This is a genomic window from Actinomadura macrotermitis (genome assembly GCF_009604375.1).
In the GTDB taxonomy this organism is placed as follows: Bacteria; Actinomycetota; Actinomycetes; order Streptosporangiales; family Streptosporangiaceae; genus Spirillospora; species Spirillospora macrotermitis.
This window is the reverse complement of the sequence record NZ_WEGH01000004.1, coordinates 637,304-656,005: the sequence shown is the minus strand read 5'-3', so window position 1 is coordinate 656,005 and position 18,702 is coordinate 637,304. Positions and strand designations below refer to the sequence as shown.

12 protein-coding genes are annotated in these 18,702 nt (G+C 77.6%); 9 read left to right on the top strand and 3 right to left on the bottom strand.

Annotated elements, in window-relative coordinates:
- Positions 1-14: 14 nt before the first annotated feature.
- Genes ACRB68_RS31605 through ACRB68_RS31575 form a run of 7 tightly spaced genes read left to right on the top strand, consistent with a single transcriptional unit; the run spans position 15 to position 15,622 of the window.
- The gene (locus tag ACRB68_RS31605) at positions 15-6,986 is read left to right on the top strand and encodes a type I polyketide synthase (protein ID WP_153538905.1); all 6,972 of its coding nucleotides are present in this window, start codon (positions 15-17) and stop codon (positions 6,984-6,986) included.
- Entirely contained in the window at positions 6,983-11,359 is a 4,377-nt protein-coding gene (locus ACRB68_RS31600) for a beta-ketoacyl synthase N-terminal-like domain-containing protein (protein WP_207709881.1), read from the top strand. The genes ACRB68_RS31605 and ACRB68_RS31600 overlap by 4 nt, the downstream gene beginning before the upstream one ends.
- Positions 11,346-11,648 carry an acyl carrier protein gene (locus tag ACRB68_RS31595; RefSeq protein ID WP_153538903.1) on the top strand — a complete coding sequence of 101 codons (303 nt, stop codon included), beginning with the start codon at positions 11,346-11,348 and terminating at the stop codon, positions 11,646-11,648. The genes ACRB68_RS31600 and ACRB68_RS31595 overlap by 14 nt, the downstream gene beginning before the upstream one ends.
- A 44-nt stretch (positions 11,649-11,692) precedes the next feature.
- Positions 11,693-12,529, top strand: coding sequence for an alpha/beta fold hydrolase (locus ACRB68_RS31590; RefSeq protein WP_153538901.1), 837 nt, complete (start codon positions 11,693-11,695; stop codon positions 12,527-12,529).
- Positions 12,526-13,785, top strand: coding sequence for a glycosyltransferase (locus ACRB68_RS31585; RefSeq protein ID WP_153538899.1), 1,260 nt, complete (start codon positions 12,526-12,528; stop codon positions 13,783-13,785). The genes ACRB68_RS31590 and ACRB68_RS31585 overlap by 4 nt, the downstream gene beginning before the upstream one ends.
- Entirely contained in the window at positions 13,782-14,672 is an 891-nt protein-coding gene (locus tag ACRB68_RS31580) for a hypothetical protein (RefSeq protein WP_153538897.1), read from the top strand. Before ACRB68_RS31585 ends, ACRB68_RS31580 begins: the two co-directional genes overlap by 4 nt.
- Complete coding sequence (locus ACRB68_RS31575) at positions 14,669-15,622, top strand: GHMP family kinase ATP-binding protein (protein ID WP_153538895.1); 954 nt, start codon at positions 14,669-14,671, stop codon at positions 15,620-15,622. Before ACRB68_RS31580 ends, ACRB68_RS31575 begins: the two co-directional genes overlap by 4 nt.
- On the opposite strand, the gene ACRB68_RS31570 is transcribed toward ACRB68_RS31575, so the two are convergent.
- From ACRB68_RS31570 to ACRB68_RS31560, 3 genes are read right to left on the bottom strand one after another with little or no spacing between them, the layout of a single operon-like run.
- Complete coding sequence (locus tag ACRB68_RS31570) at positions 15,619-15,981, bottom strand: hypothetical protein (protein WP_328595026.1); 363 nt, start codon at positions 15,979-15,981, stop codon at positions 15,619-15,621. The genes ACRB68_RS31575 and ACRB68_RS31570 overlap by 4 nt on opposite strands.
- Before the next feature lie 48 nt (positions 15,982-16,029).
- Complete coding sequence (locus ACRB68_RS42660; protein ID WP_328595025.1) at positions 16,030-16,374, bottom strand: DUF6191 domain-containing protein; 345 nt, start codon at positions 16,372-16,374, stop codon at positions 16,030-16,032.
- A gap of 46 nt (positions 16,375-16,420) precedes the next feature.
- Positions 16,421-16,921, bottom strand: coding sequence for a pyridoxamine 5'-phosphate oxidase family protein (locus ACRB68_RS31560; RefSeq protein ID WP_153538891.1), 501 nt, complete (start codon positions 16,919-16,921; stop codon positions 16,421-16,423).
- 111 nt (positions 16,922-17,032) lie between these two features.
- Here ACRB68_RS31560 and ACRB68_RS31555 point away from each other — a divergent pair, with 111 nt between their 5' ends.
- Positions 17,033-17,848, top strand: coding sequence for a Nif3-like dinuclear metal center hexameric protein (locus ACRB68_RS31555; protein ID WP_328595024.1), 816 nt, complete (start codon positions 17,033-17,035; stop codon positions 17,846-17,848).
- Positions 17,845-18,588, top strand: a complete 744-nt coding sequence (locus tag ACRB68_RS31550; protein ID WP_328595023.1) for a zinc ribbon domain-containing protein — start codon at positions 17,845-17,847, stop codon at positions 18,586-18,588. The genes ACRB68_RS31555 and ACRB68_RS31550 overlap by 4 nt, the downstream gene beginning before the upstream one ends.
- Positions 18,589-18,702: the final 114 nt, after the last annotated feature.

Below are 18,702 nucleotides of genomic sequence, written 5' to 3'. Positions count from 1 at the left end.
ACGGGGGGCAGCGCATGACGGCTGGGGCCGGTTCGGGCGGCGTGCCGAAGGGCACGGACTGGGTCGAGGACCGGGCCGGGCACGCCGTCCCGGAACCGGGGCGGCCGGGCGCCGGGCGCCGGCGCCGCCCGCCCGCGAAGATCATCGGCGTCGGCCCGTTCGGCCGCCCCGCCCCGCACCTGACGGTCGCGGTCGCCCGCGCGGGCGGCCTCGGCGTGCTGGACCTCGGCACCGACCGCGCCGCCGCGCTCGCCGCGCTGGCCGACGTCGGCCGCTGGTGGCCCGGCCGGTTCGGGGTGCGGGTCCCGGCGGGCTGCGGGGTGCGCCCGGACGAGCTGCCGGAGGCGGCGGGCACCGTCCTGATCGACGCGGCGGTGCTGCGTCCGGACGCCGCGTCCGCCGACGCCGTCGCGTTCGCGCGCGGCCGCCGGCTGCTGGTCGAGGTCGTCGACCCGCGCGAGGCCGCGGCCGCGCTGCGGCTCGGCGAGCAGGTCGCCGCGGCCCACGGCGGCGCCGGGCTGCACGGCCTGATCGCGCGCGGCTGCGAGGCCGGCGGCCGGGTCGGCGAGCTCACCACGTTCGTGCTGCTGCAGCACCTGCTCGGCGACCCCCGGGTGAACGTGCCGGTCTTCGCGGCGGGCGGCATCGGCCCGCACACCGCCGCCGCGGCCGTCGCGGGCGGCGCGGCGGGCGTGCTGCTGGACTCCCAGCTCGCGCTCGTGCGCGAGATGGAGCTGCCCGCCGACGTCGCCGCCGCGATCGCCGCGATGGACGGCAGCGAGACCCGGGTGGTGGAGGGGCACCGCGTCTACACCCGCCCCGACCTGCCCGAGATCGAGCTGTCCTGCCTGGACCTGGCCGGGATCAACGGCCGGCTCGGCCCGCACGGGCTGCGCTCGCGGCTGCTGCCGATCGGCCAGGACGGCGCGCTCGCCGCGCCCCTGGCGGCCCGGTACAAGACGGCGGGCGGCGTCGTGCAGGCCGTCCGCGACCAGATCGCCGCGAGCATCCGCGCCGCCGTGCGCGCCGAGCCGCTCGCCCCGCGCGACGACCCGCCCGGCGGCTCGGTCGGCCGCGACTACCCGGTGGTGCAGGGCCCGATGACGCGGGTCAGCGACCGGTCGGCGTTCGCCGCCGCGGTCGCGCAGGACGGCGGGCTGCCGTTCCTGGCGCTGGCGCTGATGTCGGGCGAGCAGGTCCGCGAGCTGCTGGCCGACACCGCCGACCGGCTCGGCGACCGGCCCTGGGGCGTCGGCGTCCTCGGCTTCGCCCCGGGCGAGCTGCGCGAGGCGCAGCTGGCCGCGGTGTGCGAGGCCGCGCCGCCCTACGCGCTGATCGCCGGCGGCCGCCCGGCGCAGGCCGCGACGCTGGAGGAGGCGGGCGTCAGCGCCTACCTGCACGTGCCGTCGCCGGGCCTGCTGGAGCGGTTCCTGGCCGACGGCGCCCGCAAGTTCGTCTTCGAGGGCCTGGAGTGCGGCGGGCACGTCGGGCCGCGCGCCAGCTTCCCGCTGTGGGAGACCCAGGTCGGCCGCCTGCTGGACTTCGCGGACGCCGACCCCGGCGCGGCCGGGGAGCTGTCGGTGATGTTCGCCGGCGGCGTCCACGACGAGCGGTCGGCCGCGATGGTCGCCGCGCTCGCCGGGCCGCTCGCCGAGCGCGGCGTGGACGTGCGGGTGCTGATGGGCACCGCGTACCTGTTCACCTACGAGGCCGTCGCCGCCGGGGCGATCATGCCGGGGTTCCAGCGCGCCGCGGTGGAGTGCGACGGCACCGCGCTGCTGGAGACCTCGCCCGGGCACGCCACCCGCTGCGCCCGCACCCCCTACGTCCAGGCGTTCGAGGAGGCGCGCCGCGAGCTGGAGGAGGCGGGCGTGCCGCGCCGGGAGATGTGGCGGCGGCTGGAGGAGCTGAACCTCGGCCGGCTGCGCATCGCCGCCAAGGGGCTGCGCCGCGACCCGGACGGGCCGGAGGGGGAGCTGGCCGCCGTCGCGAACGACGAGCAGCGCCGCGAGGGCATGTACATGATCGGGCAGGTGGCCGCGCTGCGCTCGGCGACCACCAGCATCACCGGCCTGCACGAGCAGGTCTCCACCGGCGCCACCGGGTTCCTGGCCGCCCGCGCGGCCGCGCTCGGCCTCACCGCCGGGGAGGCCGGGCGCGACGCCGCCGCCCCGCTGGACATCGCCATCGTCGGGATGGGCTGCGTGTTCCCCGGCTCGCCCGACGCCGACGCGTTCTGGGCGACGATCGTGTCGGGCACCGACCGGGTGACCGAGGTGCCGGCCGAGCGCTGGGACCCCGCCGTCTACTACGACCCCGACGCCACCGGGCCGGACGCGGCCGAGCGGACGCCGTCCAAATGGGGCGGGTTCCTGCCCGACGTCCCCTTCGACGCGCTCGCGCACGGCATCCCGCCGAACTCGCTCGGCAGCGTCGAGCCGGTCCAGCTGCTCGCGCTGGAGGTCGCCGCCCGCGCCCTGGCCGACGCCGGCTACGCCGACCGCCCCTTCGACCGCTCCCGCACCTCGGTGATCTTCGGGGCGGAGGCCGGCACCGACCTCGGCACCGCCTACGCGACCCGCGCGAACCTGCCGCGCTACTTCGGCGAGGTCCCCGAGGGCCTGGCCGGCCAGCTGCCGCGGCTGACCGAGGACTCCTTCCCCGGCGTGCTCACCAACGTCATCGCCGGCCGCATCGCCAACCGGCTGGACCTCGGCGGCGCCAACTACACCGTGGACGCCGCGTGCGCCGCGTCGCTCGCCGCGCTCGACTCGGCCTGCAAGGAGCTGGCGGCCGGCACCAGCGACATGGTGCTGTGCGGCGGCGCCGACCTGCACAACGGCATCTACGACTACCTGCTGTTCTCCTCGGTGCGGGCCTTGTCGCCGAGCGGCCGCTGCGCCGCCTTCGACGCCGATGCCGACGGCATCGCGCTCGGCGAGGGCGTCGCGTGCGTGGCGCTGAAGCGCCTCGCCGACGCCGAGCGCGACGGCGACCGGATCTACGCCGTCGTCAAGTCCGTCGCCGGGTCCAGCGACGGCCGCCACCTCGGCCTCACCGCCCCGCGCGGGGAGGGGCAGCGCCGCGCGCTGGAGCGCGCCTACACCCGCGCCGGGGTGTCGCCGGCGCGGGTCGGGCTGGTCGAGGCGCACGGCACCGGCACCGAGGTCGGCGACCGCACCGAGCTGGCCGCCCTCACCGAGACCTTCACCGCCGCCGGGGCCGCCCCCGGCAGCGTGACGCTCGGGTCGGTGAAGTCGCAGATCGGGCACACCAAGTGCGCCGCCGGGCTCGCCGGGCTGGTCAAGGCCGCCCGCGCGCTGCACGCCGGCGTGCTGCCGGGCACCCTGCACGTGCGCGAGCCGAACAAGGCGTGGGACGAGGCGTCCAGCCCGTTCGCGTTCGGCCGCGCGGCCCGCCCGTGGGCGGCGGCGCCGGGCGAGCGGTTCGCCGGGCTGAGCGGGTTCGGGTTCGGCGGCGCCAACTTCCACGCCGTCCTCGCCGGGTACGACGGCGCGCCCGAGCCGGTCTCGGGCCTGGCCGAGTGGCCCGCCGAGCTGTTCCTGATCCGCGGCGCCGACGACGACGCCGCGCGCGCCGAGCTGGACCGGCTCGCCGCCCTGGCGGGTGGCCGGGCGCGGCTGCGCGACCTGGCCCGCACCTTCGCCGGCGGCGACGGCCCGGTGCGGGTCGCGTTCGTCGCCGAGGACCTGGCCGACCTCGACGCCAAGATCGCCCAGGCCCGGGAGCTGGCGCCCGCGCCCGGGGTGTTCGTCGCCGACGAGGCGCGCGAGCCCGGCCAGGTCGCGTTCCTCTACCCCGGGCAGGGCAGCCAGCGCCCGAACATGCTCGCCGACCTGTTCGTGGCCTTCCCGCGTCTGCAGCGCCTGCTGCGCACGGAGGGCGGCCGCTACGCGCCCGCGATGTTCCCGCCCGCCGCGTTCTCCGAGGACGAGGCCGGGCGGCAGCGCGCCGCCCTCACCGACACCCGCGTCGCGCAGCCGGCGCTCGGCATCGCCGGGCTCGCGGTGCACCGGCTGCTGACCGAGCTCGGCGTGCGGCCCGACCTGGCCGGCGGGCACAGCTACGGCGAGCTGGTCGCGCTCTGCGCCGCCGGGGTGTTCGGCGAGCAGGACCTGGTCGGGCTGAGCGTGGCCCGCGCCGAGGCGATCCTCGGCGCCGCCGCCGCGCGCGGCGACCGCGCCGACGACCCCGGGGCGATGGCCGCCGTCGCGGCCACCCTGGAGGAGGTCCGGGCCGCGACCGCCGAGGTGTCGCAGGTCGTGGTCGCCAACCACAACGCGCCGCGCCAGGTGGTGCTCTCCGGCGCGGCCCCGGCGCTGCGCGAGGCGCTGGAGCGGCTCGCCGACCGCGGCGTCGCCGCGCAGCCGCTCCAGGTCGCCTGCGCCTTCCACAGCCCGCTGGTCGCCGGCGCCGCGCAGCCGCTGCTCGGCGAGCTGGCCGCCCGGGACCTGCGCTCGCCCGCGTTCCCGGTGTGGTCCAACACCACCGCCGCGCCCTACGACAGCGAGCCGGCCGAGCTGGCCGCGACGCTCGCCGCGCAGGTCGCCGCGCCGGTCCGGTTCGTCGAGCAGATCGAGGCGATGTACGAGGCGGGCGCCCGGGTGTTCGTGGAGGCCGGGCCGGGCCGGGTGCTCACCGGGCTCGTCGGGGAGATCCTCGGCGACCGCCCGCACACGGCGGTGCACTGCGACGCGCCCGGCGAGGGCGGCCTGAAGCGGCTGCTGCTGGCGCTCGCCGAGCTGGCGGCGGCGGGCGTCCCGGTGGACGCGCTGCCGCTGTTCGCCGGGCGGGACGCCCAGGTGGTGACCGCCGCCGACACGGCCGTGCCGGGCTGGATCGTCAACGGCCACCTGGTGCGCACCGCCGACGGCGCCTACCTCGACAACGCGCTGCGCCCCGCCGAGCGGGTCGCCCCGCCGGCCGCCGTGCCCGTCCCGGCGGGCGGGCGCGGGGTGGCCGAGCAGGCGGTGCTGGAGTACCTGCGCACCAGCCGCGAGCTCGTCGCCGCCCAGCGCGACGTCGTGCTCGGCTTCATCGGCGGCGCCCCGGCGGCGCCGGCGGCGGCGCCCGAGCCGGCCGCGGCGATCCCGCCGGTGCCCGCGCCGCGCCCGGAGGTGACCGTGCCGAAGCCCGAGCGGGTGCCGGTCCCGGTGCCGGCGCCGGGACCGGAGAAGCACGGGCCGGCGGAGATCCGCGCCGCGGTGCTCTCGGTGATCAGCGCCCGGACCGGGTACCCCGAGCCGATGCTCGGCGCCGACCTGGACCTGGAGGCCGACCTGTCGATCGACTCGATCAAGCGCACCGAGATCGTCGGCGCGCTGGCCGAGCGGCTCGGCCTGGCCGCCCCCGGCGCCCGGCTGGCCGACTCCGTCGTGGAGCGGCTCGCCCGGGTGCAGACCATCGGCGAGATCGTCGGCCGGCTCGGCGAGCACCTGGGCGGGCCCGGCCCCGAGCCCGAGCTCCCCGATCTCGTGGCGGCCGAACCGGCGGCCGAACCCGCACCCGTGCCGGACGAGCCCGCGGTGGAGGAACCGGTGATCGCCCCGCCGCTCCGCCACGTCGTCCGGGTGACCGACCTCGGCCCGCCGCCTCCGCCCGATCCGGCGCCCGGCACCTTCACCGGCCGCCGGTTCGTCATCGTCGACGACGGCTGCGGCATCGCGCTGGAGCTCGCCGCCCTGCTGGAGCAGCAGGGCGCGCAGGTCCGCGTCCCGCTGGAGCCGGACGCCCCCTGCGACGGCCTGGTCCACCTGGCCGCGCTGCGCCCCGGCGGCGGCCCGGTGCTGCCCGGCGCCTACGGCGGTATCCGCGACGCGCTGGCCGGCGGCCTGCGCTGGCTGCTCCTCGCCGGCGGCTCCGACGGCGCGTTCGGCCACCGCTACGACGGCAACGGCGTCGGCGACCCGACCCCGGGCGCCGGGCTGCGCGGCCTCGCCCGCACCATCGCCCGCGAGTACCCCGAGACGCACGTGCGCGCGATGGACGTCGACGTCAAGGACACCCCGCGCGCCGTCGCGCTGCGCATCATGGCCGAGCTGGCGGCCCCGGACGGGCCCGTCGAGGTCGGCTACGAGGGCGACGCGCGCCGCACGCTCAGCGTCGTCCCGGCCGAGCTGCCGGGCACCGGCCGCGCGCTGGACCTCGGCCCCGACGGGGTGGTCCTGTTGACCGGCGGCGCCCGCGGCGTCACCGCCCGCATCGCGCTGGAGCTGGCCCGCACCACCGGCTGCCGCATCGAGCTGGTCGGCCGCACGCCCGAGCCGCTCCTGCCGGCCGACCCCGACCTCGCCGCGGCCGCGGGCCCGGACGAGCTGCGCCGCGCCTTCCTCGCGCGCGGCGCGGGCACGCCCGCCGAGATCGAGGCCGCCGTCCGCCGCGCGCTCGCCGAACGCGAGGTGCGCGCCACCCTGGACGCGCTGCGCGGCACCGCCGCGTCCGTCCGCTACCACGCCGCCGACGTGCGCGACCCGCAGTCGGTGCACGCCGTCGTCGCCGACGTCTACGGCTGGCACGGCCGCCTGGACGGCGTCGTGCACGGCGCCGGGCTGCTGGAGGACCGGCTGATCCGCGACAAGGATCCGGCCTCCTTCGAGCGCGTCTACCGGACCAAGGCGGGCGGCGCCCGCGCGCTGGCCGCCAGTGTCCGCCCCGACGTGGGGTTCTTCGTGGTGCTCGGCAGCATCGCCGGCGTGCACGGCAACCGCGGCCAGGCCGACTACGCCGCCGCCAGCGACGCCTGCGACACCCTGGCCCGGGTGTGGCGGGCCGAGCTGCGCGGCCGGGTGCTGGTCGCCGACTGGGGGCCATGGGCGGGCGGCGGCATGGTCACGCCCGAGCTGGCCCGCGAGTACGCCCGGCGCGGCGTCCCGCTGATCGACCCGGACGCCGGCGTCGCCGCGCTGCTGCGCGAGCTCGCCGAGGGCGACGAGGTCCAGGTCGTGTTCACCGGGGCCGGCGCGTGAGCGAGCCCATCCCCATCGCGGTCGTCGGGATCGGGGCGGTCTTCCCCGGCGCCGGGTCGGCGGCGGAGCTGTGGCGCAACGTCCGGGCCGGGGTGGACGCCATCACCGACGTGCCGGCCCACCGCTGGGACCCGGGGCTGTACTACGACCCGGCGTCCTACGACGCGCCGCGCAGCGACCGGTTCTACTGCCGCCGCGGCGGGTTCGTCGACGACCTGGCCACCGTCGACCCGGCCCGGTTCGGCATCATGCCGGCGGCGGTGGCGGGCATGGAGCCCGACCAGCTGCTCGCGCTGCGCACCGCCGCCGAGGCGATCGCGGACGCGGGCGGCGACGAGCGGCTGCCCGACCGGTCCCGGGTCGGCGTGGTCATCGGCCGCGGCGGCTACATCACCCCGGGCGTCGCGCGGTTCGACACCCGGGTGCGCACCTCGCACCAGCTGGCCGGGGTGCTCGGCGAGCTGCTGCCCGATCTCGGCGCGGACCGGGTGGAGGAGATCCGCCGCGCGTTCTGCGACCGGCTCGGCCCCGACGGGCCCGACTCCTCGGCCGGCCTCGTGCCGAGCTTCGCCGCCGCGCGCATCGCCAACCGGTTCGACCTGCGCGGCCCCGCCTACACCCTGGACGCGGCGTGCGCGTCGTCGCTGCTGGCCGTCGAGCACGCGGTGCGGGCGCTGCGCAGCGGGCAGTGCGACGCGATGCTGGCGGGCGCGGTCCACCACGCCCACCACGCGACGCTGTGGAGCGTGTTCAACCGGCTGCGCGCGCTCAGCCCGAGCGGGCGGATCCGGCCGTTCGACCGGTCCGCCGACGGCACGCTGCTGGCCGAGGGCACCGGCGTGGTGCTGCTGAAGCGGCTCGCCGACGCCGAGCGGGCGGGCGACCGGGTGCACGCGGTGATCCGCGGCGTCGGGTCCTCCAGCGACGGCCGCGCCGCGGCGCTGATGAGCCCGCTGGTGGACGGCCAGGTCCTGGCGGTCGAGCGGGCCTGGCGCGACGCCGGGCTGGACCCGGCCGCCCCGGGCGCGGCGGGGCTGGTGGAGGCGCACGGCACCGGCACCCCGGCCGGCGACGAGGCCGAGATCGCCACGCTGCTGCGGGTGTTCGGCGCGGCCGGGCCGCCGCTGCCGGTCGGCACGGTCAAGTCGATGATCGGGCACGCGATGCCGGCGGCCGGGATCGCCGGGCTGATCAAGGCGGTGTGCGCGGTGCGCGACGGCGTCCTGCCGCCGACCCTGCACGTGCGCGAGCCGCACCCGGCGATGGCCGGGACGCGGCTGGCGCCGGTCCGCGAGCCGGCCGGCTGGGAGCGGCCCGCCGGGGCGCCGCGCCGGGCGGTCGTGAACGCCTTCGGGTTCGGCGGCGTCAACGCGCACGTCGTGCTGGAGGAGCCGCCGGCCGCGCGCCGGCCGCGCCGGGTGCGCACGCCGCGCCTCGGCGACGAGCCGGTGCTGCGCCTGGCGGCGGCGACGCCCGCCGAGCTGGCCGAGATGCTGGAGCAGGACGACGCGGCGCTGCTGGCCGCCCTGGACACCGAGCCCGCCGACCTGCCGTGCCGCCTCGCCGTCGTCGGCCCGACCGCCCGCAAGCTGGACCTCGCGCGCGCCGTGGTGCAGCGCGGCACGCCCTGGCGGGGCCGCAGCGACATCTGGTTCACGCCGCGGCCGCTGCTGGCGACCGGAGGCCGGCTGGCGTTCCTGTTCCCCGGCTTCGAGCCGGCGTTCGAGCCGCGGGTGGACGACGTCGCGGCCCACTTCGGCCTGCGCCGGCCGATGCTCACCGGCCGCACCGACCTGCCCGGCCACGCCGCCGACGTGATCGCGACCGGCCGGGTGCTGGCCGCCGCGCTCGCCGCCGCCGGGATCGAGCCGGACGTCGTCGCCGGGCACAGCGTCGGCGAGTGGACCGCGATGATCGTCTCGGGGATGTGCCCCGGCGACACCGCCGCGGCGTTCCTGGACACCCTGGACCCCGCCGACCTGGACGTCCCCGACGCCGCCTACGCCGCGCTCGGCTGCGGCGCCGACCGGGCCCTGGAGGCCCTCGCCGACCGGCCCGAGGTCGTGGTCTCGCACGACAACTGCCCGCACCAGTCGGTGATCTGCGGCCCGCCCGAGCAGGTCCGCGAGATCTGCGCCCGGCTCGCCGCCGAGGGCGTCCTCGGCCAGGAGCTGCCGTTCCGGTCGGGGTTCCACACGCCGCTGGCCGAGGTCTACATCGAGCCGCTGCACCGCACGTTCGGGACGCTGCCGATCCGCGAGCCGCGGGTCGCGATCTGGTCGGGCACGACGGTCGAGCCGTTCCCGGCCGACCCCGCGCGGGTCCGCGAGGTGTTCGTGCGGCACCTGCTGGAGCCGGTCCGCTTCAGCGAGCTGGTCGAGGAGCTGTACGGCGCGAACGTCCGGGCGTTCGTGCAGGTCGGCCCCGGCAGCCTGACCGGGTTCGTCGGCGACCGGCTCGGCGACCGCGAGCACCTGGCGATGGCGGTCAACGTGCCGCGCCGCGACGGCATGGGGCAGCTGCGCCGGGTCGTGGCGGCGCTGTGGGCCGAGGGGCACGGCTCGGCGGCGGCCCCGCCCGCGCCGGGCGGCCAGAACACGGTCCGGCTGGACCTCGGCACGCCGCTGGTCACCCTCGGCGGCGCCGTCGAGCCGATCCGCCCGGACACCGGGACGCGCCCCGCGCCGCCGGCCGGCGACCCGGTGCTGGCCGAGCTGGACGCGCTGCTGCGCGACACCGCCACCAGCGCGCAGGCGGTGCTGGAGGCGCTGGAGTACGGCGCCCCGGGCGGGGGCGGATCGCCCGCCGCGGGCCCGGCGGCCACCGAGCTGACCACCTCGCGGGTGTTCTCGCTGGAGGCGATGCCCTACGTCGCCGACCACTGCCTGATCGAGCAGCGCCCCGGCTGGCCCGAGATGTCGGACCGGTTCCCGGTCGTCGCGCTCACCACCCTGCTGGAGGTGATGGCCGGGACCGCCCGCGAGCTGTTCCCCGACCTGCACGTCGTCGGGTACGAGCAGGTGCGGGCGCTGCGTTGGGTCGTCGCCGACCCGCCCACCACCGCCGACGTGCACGCGCGGCTCGCCGAGCCCGCCGGCGCCGACGGCGTGCACCGCGTCCGGGTCGTCATCAGCGACCACACCGAGGGGACCGTCCTGCTCGCGGCGCGCCACCCGCGCCCGCCCGAGCCCGACCGGACCCCGCTGACCGGCGAGGGCCCGCCCGCCGTCACCGCCGACCGCTTCTACGCCGAGCGCTGGATGTTCCACGGCCCGCTCTACCGGGGCGTCACCGGCATGCGCTCGCTCGCCCGCGACGGCCTGCGCGCCACGCTGACCGCGCTGCCCACGCCGGGCGCGACGCTGGACAGCGCCGGGCAGCTGTGCGGCCACTGGATCCAGGTGCGCGGCGACAAGGACCAGACCGTCTTCCCCGTCGGCATCGAGCGGGTGACCTGGTACGCGCCGCCGCCTCCGGCCGGGGAGCGGCTGGAGGTCACCGTCCGCAACCGCTCGGTGTCGGACACCACGCTGCGCTGCGACGCCGAGCTGACCGGCGCCGACGGCACGGTGCGGGCGCGCGTCGAGGGGTGGACGACCTACCGCTTCTACACCGACGAGCCGGTGTGGCGGCTGAAGTTCGCGCCCGGCACGACCGGCACCGGCGAGCCGCAGCCGGGCGGCTGGACGCTGGCGCGGCCCCGCTGGGACGGCACGCCCTCGCGCGACCTGCTGATGCGCCAGTACCTGTGCGCCGCCGAGCGCGCCGAGTACCAGGCCCTCGCGCCCCGCGCGCAGGGTCCGTGGCTGCTCGGCCGGATCGCGGCCAAGGACGCCGTCCGGCACTGGCTGTGGGAGCGCGGGCACGGCCCGCTGTTCCCGGCCGAGGTGCGGGTCGGCAACGACGAGGACGGGCGGCCCGTGGTGAGCGGCCCCTTCGCGCAGGCGCCGGAGGTGTCGATCGCGCACACCGCCGCGTTCGGCGTCGCGCTCGTCCGCGACACCGGGACGCCGGCCGGCATCGACGTCGAGGCCGTCGCCGACCGGGGCGGCGCCCTGGAGGCGGTCGCGCTGACGCCCGCCGAGCTGGCCCTGGCCGAGCGGCTGGACGGCGACCGCGCCGCCGTCCTCACCCGGCTGTGGACGGCCAAGGAGGCCGCCGCCAAGGCCGCCGGGACGGGGCTGCGCGGCCGCCCGCGCGACTTCGCCGTCACCGCCGCGGGCGGCGGGCGGCTGCTGGTCACCGGCCCCGAGGTGACCGTGGAGGTGGAGTCGCGCCTGCTGGAAGGGCACGTGGTGACCTGGACGCTCGGGGAGCGGCGCGGGAGCACGCGGATCGAGGACGAGGAGAGAAGAGAAGATGACGCACAGTGACACGGGCGCGGACGACATCTTCGGCGAGGTCGTCCGGATGCTCGTCGAGGTGATCGGCGCGGACTTCCTGCTGGAGGCCGAGGTGGGGCCCGGCACCACCTTCCACGAGGACCTGGCGATGGAGAGCATCGAGTTCATCGCGCTCGCCGAGCGGCTGCAGCGGCGCTACGGCGACCGGGTGGACCTCCCGGCCTACATCGCCGGCCTGGACCTCGACCAGATCATGGGCATGACCGTCGGCGGCCTGGTCGGCCACATCGGGGCGCGGCTGCAGGCGACCGCCGTCTGACCGGCGGCCGGCTCCCCCGGCCGCGAACTTCCCTGAGGAGGACCATGCCCGAGGTCACCGCGCGCGGCGTGCGGTTCCACGTCCAGACGCTGGAACCGCGCGCCGGCGCCGCCGCGGACCCGCCGGTCGTCGTGTTCGTCCACGGCCTGATCCTGGACGACCTGGCCAGCTTCCACTACACCCTCGCCGGGCCGGTCGCCGCCGCCGGCGCCCGCCCGGTGCTGTACGACCAGCGCGGCCACGGCCGCACCGGCCGCCCCGCCACCGGGTACACCCCCGAAGACGCCGTCGCCGACCTGTTCGCCGTGCTGGACGCCCTGGACGTGCGCGGCCCGGTGTTCCTGGTCGCCAACAGCTTCGGCGGCCTGGTCTCGCTGAACGCCGCCCTGGCCCGCCCCGGCCGCGTCGCCGGGCTGGTGCTGATCGAGTCCTACGGCCCCGCCGCGCAGGCCGAGGGGTGGGCCGAGGACGTGCTGAACACCCTCGCCCGCACCGCCCTCGCGCTGGAGTACGAGGACCTGGCGGGCCGGCTGCTGCGCTCGGGCGAGCGGCGGCGCGGCCGGCAGGCCGCCACCGCCGGCGGGCTGGTCAACGGCACCAGCCTGCTGGCCGACCTGGCCGCGGCGCGGCCGGTCCTGCCCGCCGCCCTCGCCACGCTGCCGTGCCCGGTGCTCGCCGTCTACGGGGAGCACTCCGACGTCGTGGACGCCGGGCGGCTGCTGCTCCGCTCGGTCCCCGACTGCACCCTGCACATCATGGCGGGCCACGCGCACACCGTGCTGCGCGAGGGCACCGCCGAGCTCCTGGAGGTCATGTTGCCCTGGTTGGCCCACCACGCCGGCACCGCCGTGCCCGCCGCGTCCGCGGGAGGGACGGCATGAGAGGCCGCCGCGTCCAGGTCCCCTCGCTGCTCGACGACATACCCGCCTCGCTCGGCGGCACGGCCGCGGCGCCGCCGCCCGTGGAGGAGGGCGGCGGCCGGCGCCGCTTCCTGTTCGCCGTCCCGCCGCTGGTGGGGCACGTCAACCCGGCCGTGTCCGTCGCCTCCGAGCTCGCCGCACGCGGCCACCGCGTCGCCTGGGTGGGGCACAAGACGATGCTGGAGCCGCTGCTGAAGCCCGGCTCGCGGATCTTCCCGGCCGGGGACGCCGAGTTCGCCAAGCGGCTCACCGCCGCCCGCGAGCAGTGGCGCGGGCTGCGCGGGCCGGCCGCGCTGAAGTTCCTGTGGGAGGAGTTCATCGTCCCCCTCGGGCACGCGATGCTGCCGGGCGTCCAGGAGGCCATCGGCAAGTTCCGCGCGGACGTCGTCGTCGGCGACCAGCAGGTGCTGGCCGCCCCCGTCGCGGCCCGGCTGTGCGACGTGCCGTGGGCGACGTCGGCGACCACCTCGGCCGAGTTCACCCGCCCGCTCGCCGGGATGCCGCTGGTCGAGGAGTGGGTGCGCGACCAGATCGGCGACTTCCAGCTCGACCACGGCATCGAGGACCTGCTGGACCTGCGCTTCTCCGACCACCTGACGCTGGTCTTCACCACGAGCGCGCTGCTCGGCGACACCTCCTTCTTCCCCGACCACTTCGCGTTCGTCGGGCCCGCGCTCAGCCGGCCGCCCGGCGGCGACTTCCCGTGGGAGTGGCTGCAGGAGGGGCGGCCCGCCGTGCTGGTGTCGCTCGGCACCGTGGAGGGCGCGGCCGGGGCGCGGTTCCTCCAGGCCGCCGCCGAGGCCGTCGCGGACCTGGACGTGCAGGCGGTGTTCGTCGCGCCGGACCGGGTGCTGCGCGACCCGCCGCCGAACGTGCTGGTCCGGCCGCACGTGCCGCAGCTGGAGCTGCTGGCGCAGATGTCGGCGGTGGTCACGCACGGCGGCCACAACACCGTGTGCGAGTCGCTCGCGCACGGGCTGCCGCTCGTCGTCGCGCCGATCCGCGCCGACCAGCCCATCATCGCCCGGCAGGTGGAGACGGCGGGCGCCGGGCGCACCGTCCGCTACGGCCGGGCGGGCGCCGCCGAGCTGCGCGAGGCGCTCGTCGACGTGCTCACTGGCACCGCCTACCGCGAGGCCGCCGGGCGGGTGCGGGAGTCGTTCGCCGCCGCTGGGGGCGCCGCCGAGGCCGCGAGCCGGCTGGAGAAGTTGGCGTGATCGGATCCGTGCTGGTCGCGGCGGGCGTCGCGGTCCACGCGGTGCGCCTGCGCCGCCGGGTCGCCGGCCTGCCCCGGGTGCCCGCCGCCGCCGGCGGGCCGCTGCGCTGGGACGCCGCGACCGGCACCGGGGACTACACGGCGGCCACCGCGGCCGGGGCGGCGCTGCCCGCCCCGGCCCGCCGCTCCGCGACCGCCTACGCGCGCCGACACCGGCTGCAGGTGCTCGACCTCGTCCCGGCCGACCTGCCGGTCGAACGCGCCCTGGACCTCGCGCGCACGGTGGATCCGGCCGGGAAGATGGCGGACGGGCGCGGCGCCGGGTTCGCCCTCCTTGCCCGCACCGCGCTGCTGGAGCGGTCGGGGGAGCGGGCGCAGGGCCTGGACCCGGGCGCGTTCGGCATGGCGACCGTCCGGCTCCGCCGCTGCGCCGCGCCCGGCGCCGAGGGCCTCGCCGTCGTGCCCTGCCGGACCACGCCGCGCGGCCACGCCTGCCGGGGCCGGCGGTCCTGGCTGCGCGGACTGGGCGTCGCGCCGTCGCGCGCCGTCGCCGGGTCGGTGGCCGGCTACGCGGCCGTGCTCGCCGCGATCGCCGCGGACCCCGCCTGGGGGCCGGCTCCCGCGCTCGCCTACTGCGCCGCCCCCTACCTGGTCTTCGCCAGGACGCCGCTGCGGCCCCGCGACCTGCACCGCGCGGCGCTGCTGCGGCTCGTCCGCACGCCGTGGACGTGGTGGGCGACGCTCACCGACCCGCCGGTGGCACCCGAACGCGACCGCGAGCAGGTGCGCCACCGGTGCCGGCCCGAGCCGGCCGGACGGCTCGCCGTCCCGCTGGCCCTGGCCCTCGGCGACGCCTGCCGCGTACCGGCACGAAAGGACGACGGATGACCTCCACCGAGGAGAGGGGCGTCGCGCAGACCCCCGCCGCGGATCCGGAGCTCCGGCTCACCGCGTACGTGTTCGAGCGGGCCTTCGGCGCGGCGCCCGTCACGGTGCGGCGCGCGCGCGGCGGCCTCACGCTGCTGAGCGGCCCGGGAGCGTCGCTTGCTGTCGCACTGCCGTGGGGAGCGACCGTGGCGGCAGGGCCGGGAGAGGACGGCACGGCCGAGCTGTTCTCCATGAACCTGCACGGCGAGCACTTCTTCTTCAACGAGGAGACCCGGCCGGACGACATCCCGTCCTGGGCGGAGCCCGCGGTCACCGCGCTGCGCGCGCGCAGCGGGCCGATCCCGGGCGTCCGGCTGGTGACCAACGGCGAACTGCCCGCCGAGACGGGGCTGCTGAGCGGCGGCGAGATGGCCTGCGCGGTGGGACTGGCGCTCGGCGACCTGTACGGGCCAGAGCATGCGGCGGCGTCCGTCCGCGACCCGGCGCACGCGGTGTCCTTGGCCGCGCGCGAGGCGCACGCGGTCCTGACCACCGGCGACGGAGCCCGGACCATGGCGGGCGGGCCCGTGCCCTGCGATCTGGCGGGGGCCGGGCTACGGCTGATGATCATGGATGTGGCGGCCGCGGCGACGGCCTCGCCGCCCGCCCCGCTTCCCGGCCTGGTCGAGCGTGCCGCCGCCGCGCTGGACGCCGGCGATCCCGCCGCGCTCGGCCCGCTGCTCACCGAGGCCCGCACGCGCCAGGGCGTCCTGCCGGACCGGGTGCTGGACGCCGCACTGGACACCGCCCGCGCGGCGGGTGCGCTCGGCGGCCTGGCGATCGGCCGCTGCGCGGTCGCGCTGGTGCCGATGGCCGTCGTGCCCCGGGTGCGCGCCGAGGTCACCGCCCGCCTGGCGGGCTCGGCCCAGCGCCCGCCGCGTTTCCTGACGGTCGTGCCGGCGGGGGCCTAGGGAGCCGTCTCGCGGTCGCGCAGCGCCGATTCGACCAGGTCGACGGACTGCAGCAGCGCGACCAGCCGCGCGCCCTCCTGCCGGTAGGTCTCCAGCACCGACTCGATGCCGTGCGGCGGGACGGCGCCCGCGAGCTCGACCCGGGCGGACCGGAAGCCCGTCCGGGCCGCCTCCACCGAGGCGTGCACGTGGTGCCGCGCCATCCGGGCGAGCGCCACCGGGTAGCGGCGCAGCACCCCGTACCGCCGGTACTCGGGCGGGACGAGCTCCAGCAGCCAGGTCAGCGCGGTGTCCTCGAAGCGCTCGGCGCCCGGCGGATGCACCTGCGCGGGCCAGCCGGGCGGTACGTGCGTGCTCACGGCCTCAGCATAACCCGCGCGATCGAACATGTGTTCGACCGATGCCGGTCACTCCGGCTGGGGGTCGGCCCCGGCGCGGCGGATGCGGATGCGGCCGGAGTCCAGGTCGTCGCGCCCGCCGCCGGCCACCTGGTGGTCGTCCTCGCGGCGCGTCTGCTGGGCCTGCTGCTCCTCCATCTTGATCTTCTTGGAGCCCTCGAAGGCCGAGGCCAGGTCCTCGAACATGCCGCCGCCGAACCCGGCGCCGGTCTCCCCGTCGCCGCGGATGGCGCCCATCAGGGACGACTTGCCGGTCCCCTCGTGCGGCCAGTCGACGATCTCCTGCTCGACGGGCTTGCGCTTGGCGGCGACACGCCCCTTGACCCGCCTGCGGCGGCGAAACGGTGACTTCACACACTCTCCAACGCGATGGTTCCGCTGATTGATCCCGCGGGCCGCGTCACGTTTCGAACGACCAGCGGGTGGGGGAGCCGGTGAAGTCTCCCTGCCTCAGCCCGAATGCCCGCTGCGGCCGCACCGCTACCGTCGCGTTCACCGCGGGATCCAGGAAATCCACACCATAGCCGGTGGCGTACTTGGCGTTGACCAGGTCGATGAACCGCTGGAGGTCGCGCGCGTCGGTCACGATCTCGGCCGTCCCCTCCAGCACCACCGGCTCCTCGGCCGCCTCGGTCGTCACCACCACCTGGGGATTCTCCCGGATGTTGCGCAGCTTGCGCGACGGCACGCTGGAGGAGAACCAGAACCGCTCCCCGTCCCAGGCCCCCCACACCGGCATGGCGTGCGGGCGGCCGTCGGGCCGCACCGTGCTCAGCCAGAAGTTGCGGGCGGCCTCCAGCCGCTCCACGGCCCAGGACCAGGGGAGCAGGCCGCTGCCCTCGTCCGTGCCGAGGATGCCGTACCCGGGCATGTGCGGACGGGTCGCGGCGGGCTCGGACATGAAGATCTCCTCTCGGTCGGCGGTGCGCCCATCGTCGCAGACCGCGCGCGTCCGGTTCCGTACGGTGCGTACGACACGGTTGGACCGCCCGGGGGCGGTAGCCTGCGGAACGTGCGTCTTTCCCAAGTCATCGCGGTCCTCGAAGCGCTGTACCCGCCCGCATGGGCCGAGTCCTGGGACGCGGTCGGGCTCGCCTGCGGCGACCCCGGCCAGGAGGTGCGGCGGGTGCTGTTCGCCGTCGACCCGCTGGCCGCCGTCGTCGACGAGGCGCTCGACTGGGACGCCGACCTGATCGTGACCCACCACCCGCTGCTGCTGCGCGGCGTCACCAGCGTGGCGGCCACCACGCCGAAGGGCCGCACCGTGCACCGGCTGATCGGCGCCGGGACGGCGCTGTACACCGCGCACACCAACGCCGACGTGGCCGACCCCGGCGTGTCGGACGCGCTCGCCCGCGCCGTCGGCCTCACCGGCAAGCTGCGCCCGCTCGCCCCCGCCGGCGACGACTCCGGCCGCGGCCTCGGCCGCGTCGGCGAACTGCCCGAACCGCTCACGCTGCGCGAGTTCACCGCCCGCGCCGCCGCCGGCCTGCCCGCCACCGCCTGGGGCGTGCGGGCGGCCGGCGACCCCGACCGCCAGGTCGCCACCGTCGCCGTCTGTGGCGGCGCGGGCGACTCGCTGCTGGACACCGCCCGCGCCGCCGGCGTGGACGTCTACCTCACCGCCGATCTGCGCCACCACCCCGCCTCGGAGTTCGCCGAGCACGACGGCCCCGCCCTCGTCGACGCCGCGCACTGGGCGACCGAGTGGCCCTGGCTGGCCGACGCCGAACGGCGGTTGCTGGCCGGCGCGACCGGCACACTGGAGACCCGGGTGTCCACGCTCGTCACCGACGCGTGGCGCCTGCACGACGAAGGAGACAAGTGAAAGCCGCACCGCAAGCCCAGCAGCGCCTGATCGACCTGCAGGAGCTCGACAGCTCGCTGGACCGCCTCGCGCACCGCCGCCGCACCCTGCCCGAGCTCGCCGAGATCGACCGGCTGCAGGGCCGGGCCGGCGAGCTGCGCGACGCCATCGTGGCCGCCGAGACCGAACTCGGCGACCTGGACCGCGAGCAGCGCAAGGCCGAGCAGGACGTCGAGCAGGTCCGCGCGCGCGCCGACCGCGACCAGAAGCGGCTCGACTCGGGCATGGTCACCTCGGCCAAGGACCTGTCCGGCCTGCAGGCCGAGATCGCCTCGCTGCAGCGCCGCCAGGGCGACCTGGAGGAGGTCGTGCTGGAGATCATGGAGCGCCGCGAGGAGGCCGAGGCCAAGGTCGCCGGGCTGCGCGCCGAGCGCGAGTCCGCCGAGCGCGAGCTGGCCGGGCTGACCGGCCGCCGCGACGAGGCCCAGCACAAGATCGACGACGAGGCCGCCGCCACCTCCACCGCCCGCACCGCCGTCGCCAAGGACGTCCCGGACGACCTGATCGCCCTCTACGAGAAGCTGCGCGGCCAGTTCGGCGGCGTCGGCGCGGCCGTGCTGTACCGGGGGTCGTGCCAGGGGTGCCGCCTGGCGCTCAACACCGTCGACCTGAACCGCATCCGCGCCGCGGCCGACGACGACGTGCTGCGCTGCGAGGAGTGCCGCCGCATCCTGGTCCGCACCGCCGAGTCGGGGCTGTGAGCGCCGGCGAGGAGACCACGGGCACCGCGAGCCGACGCGCGGTGGCTGGACTGAGGAGCCTGCGACGAGGGAAGCCGCCGCGTGAAACGGCGGCGAGCCGTCGAGCGGAGGCGA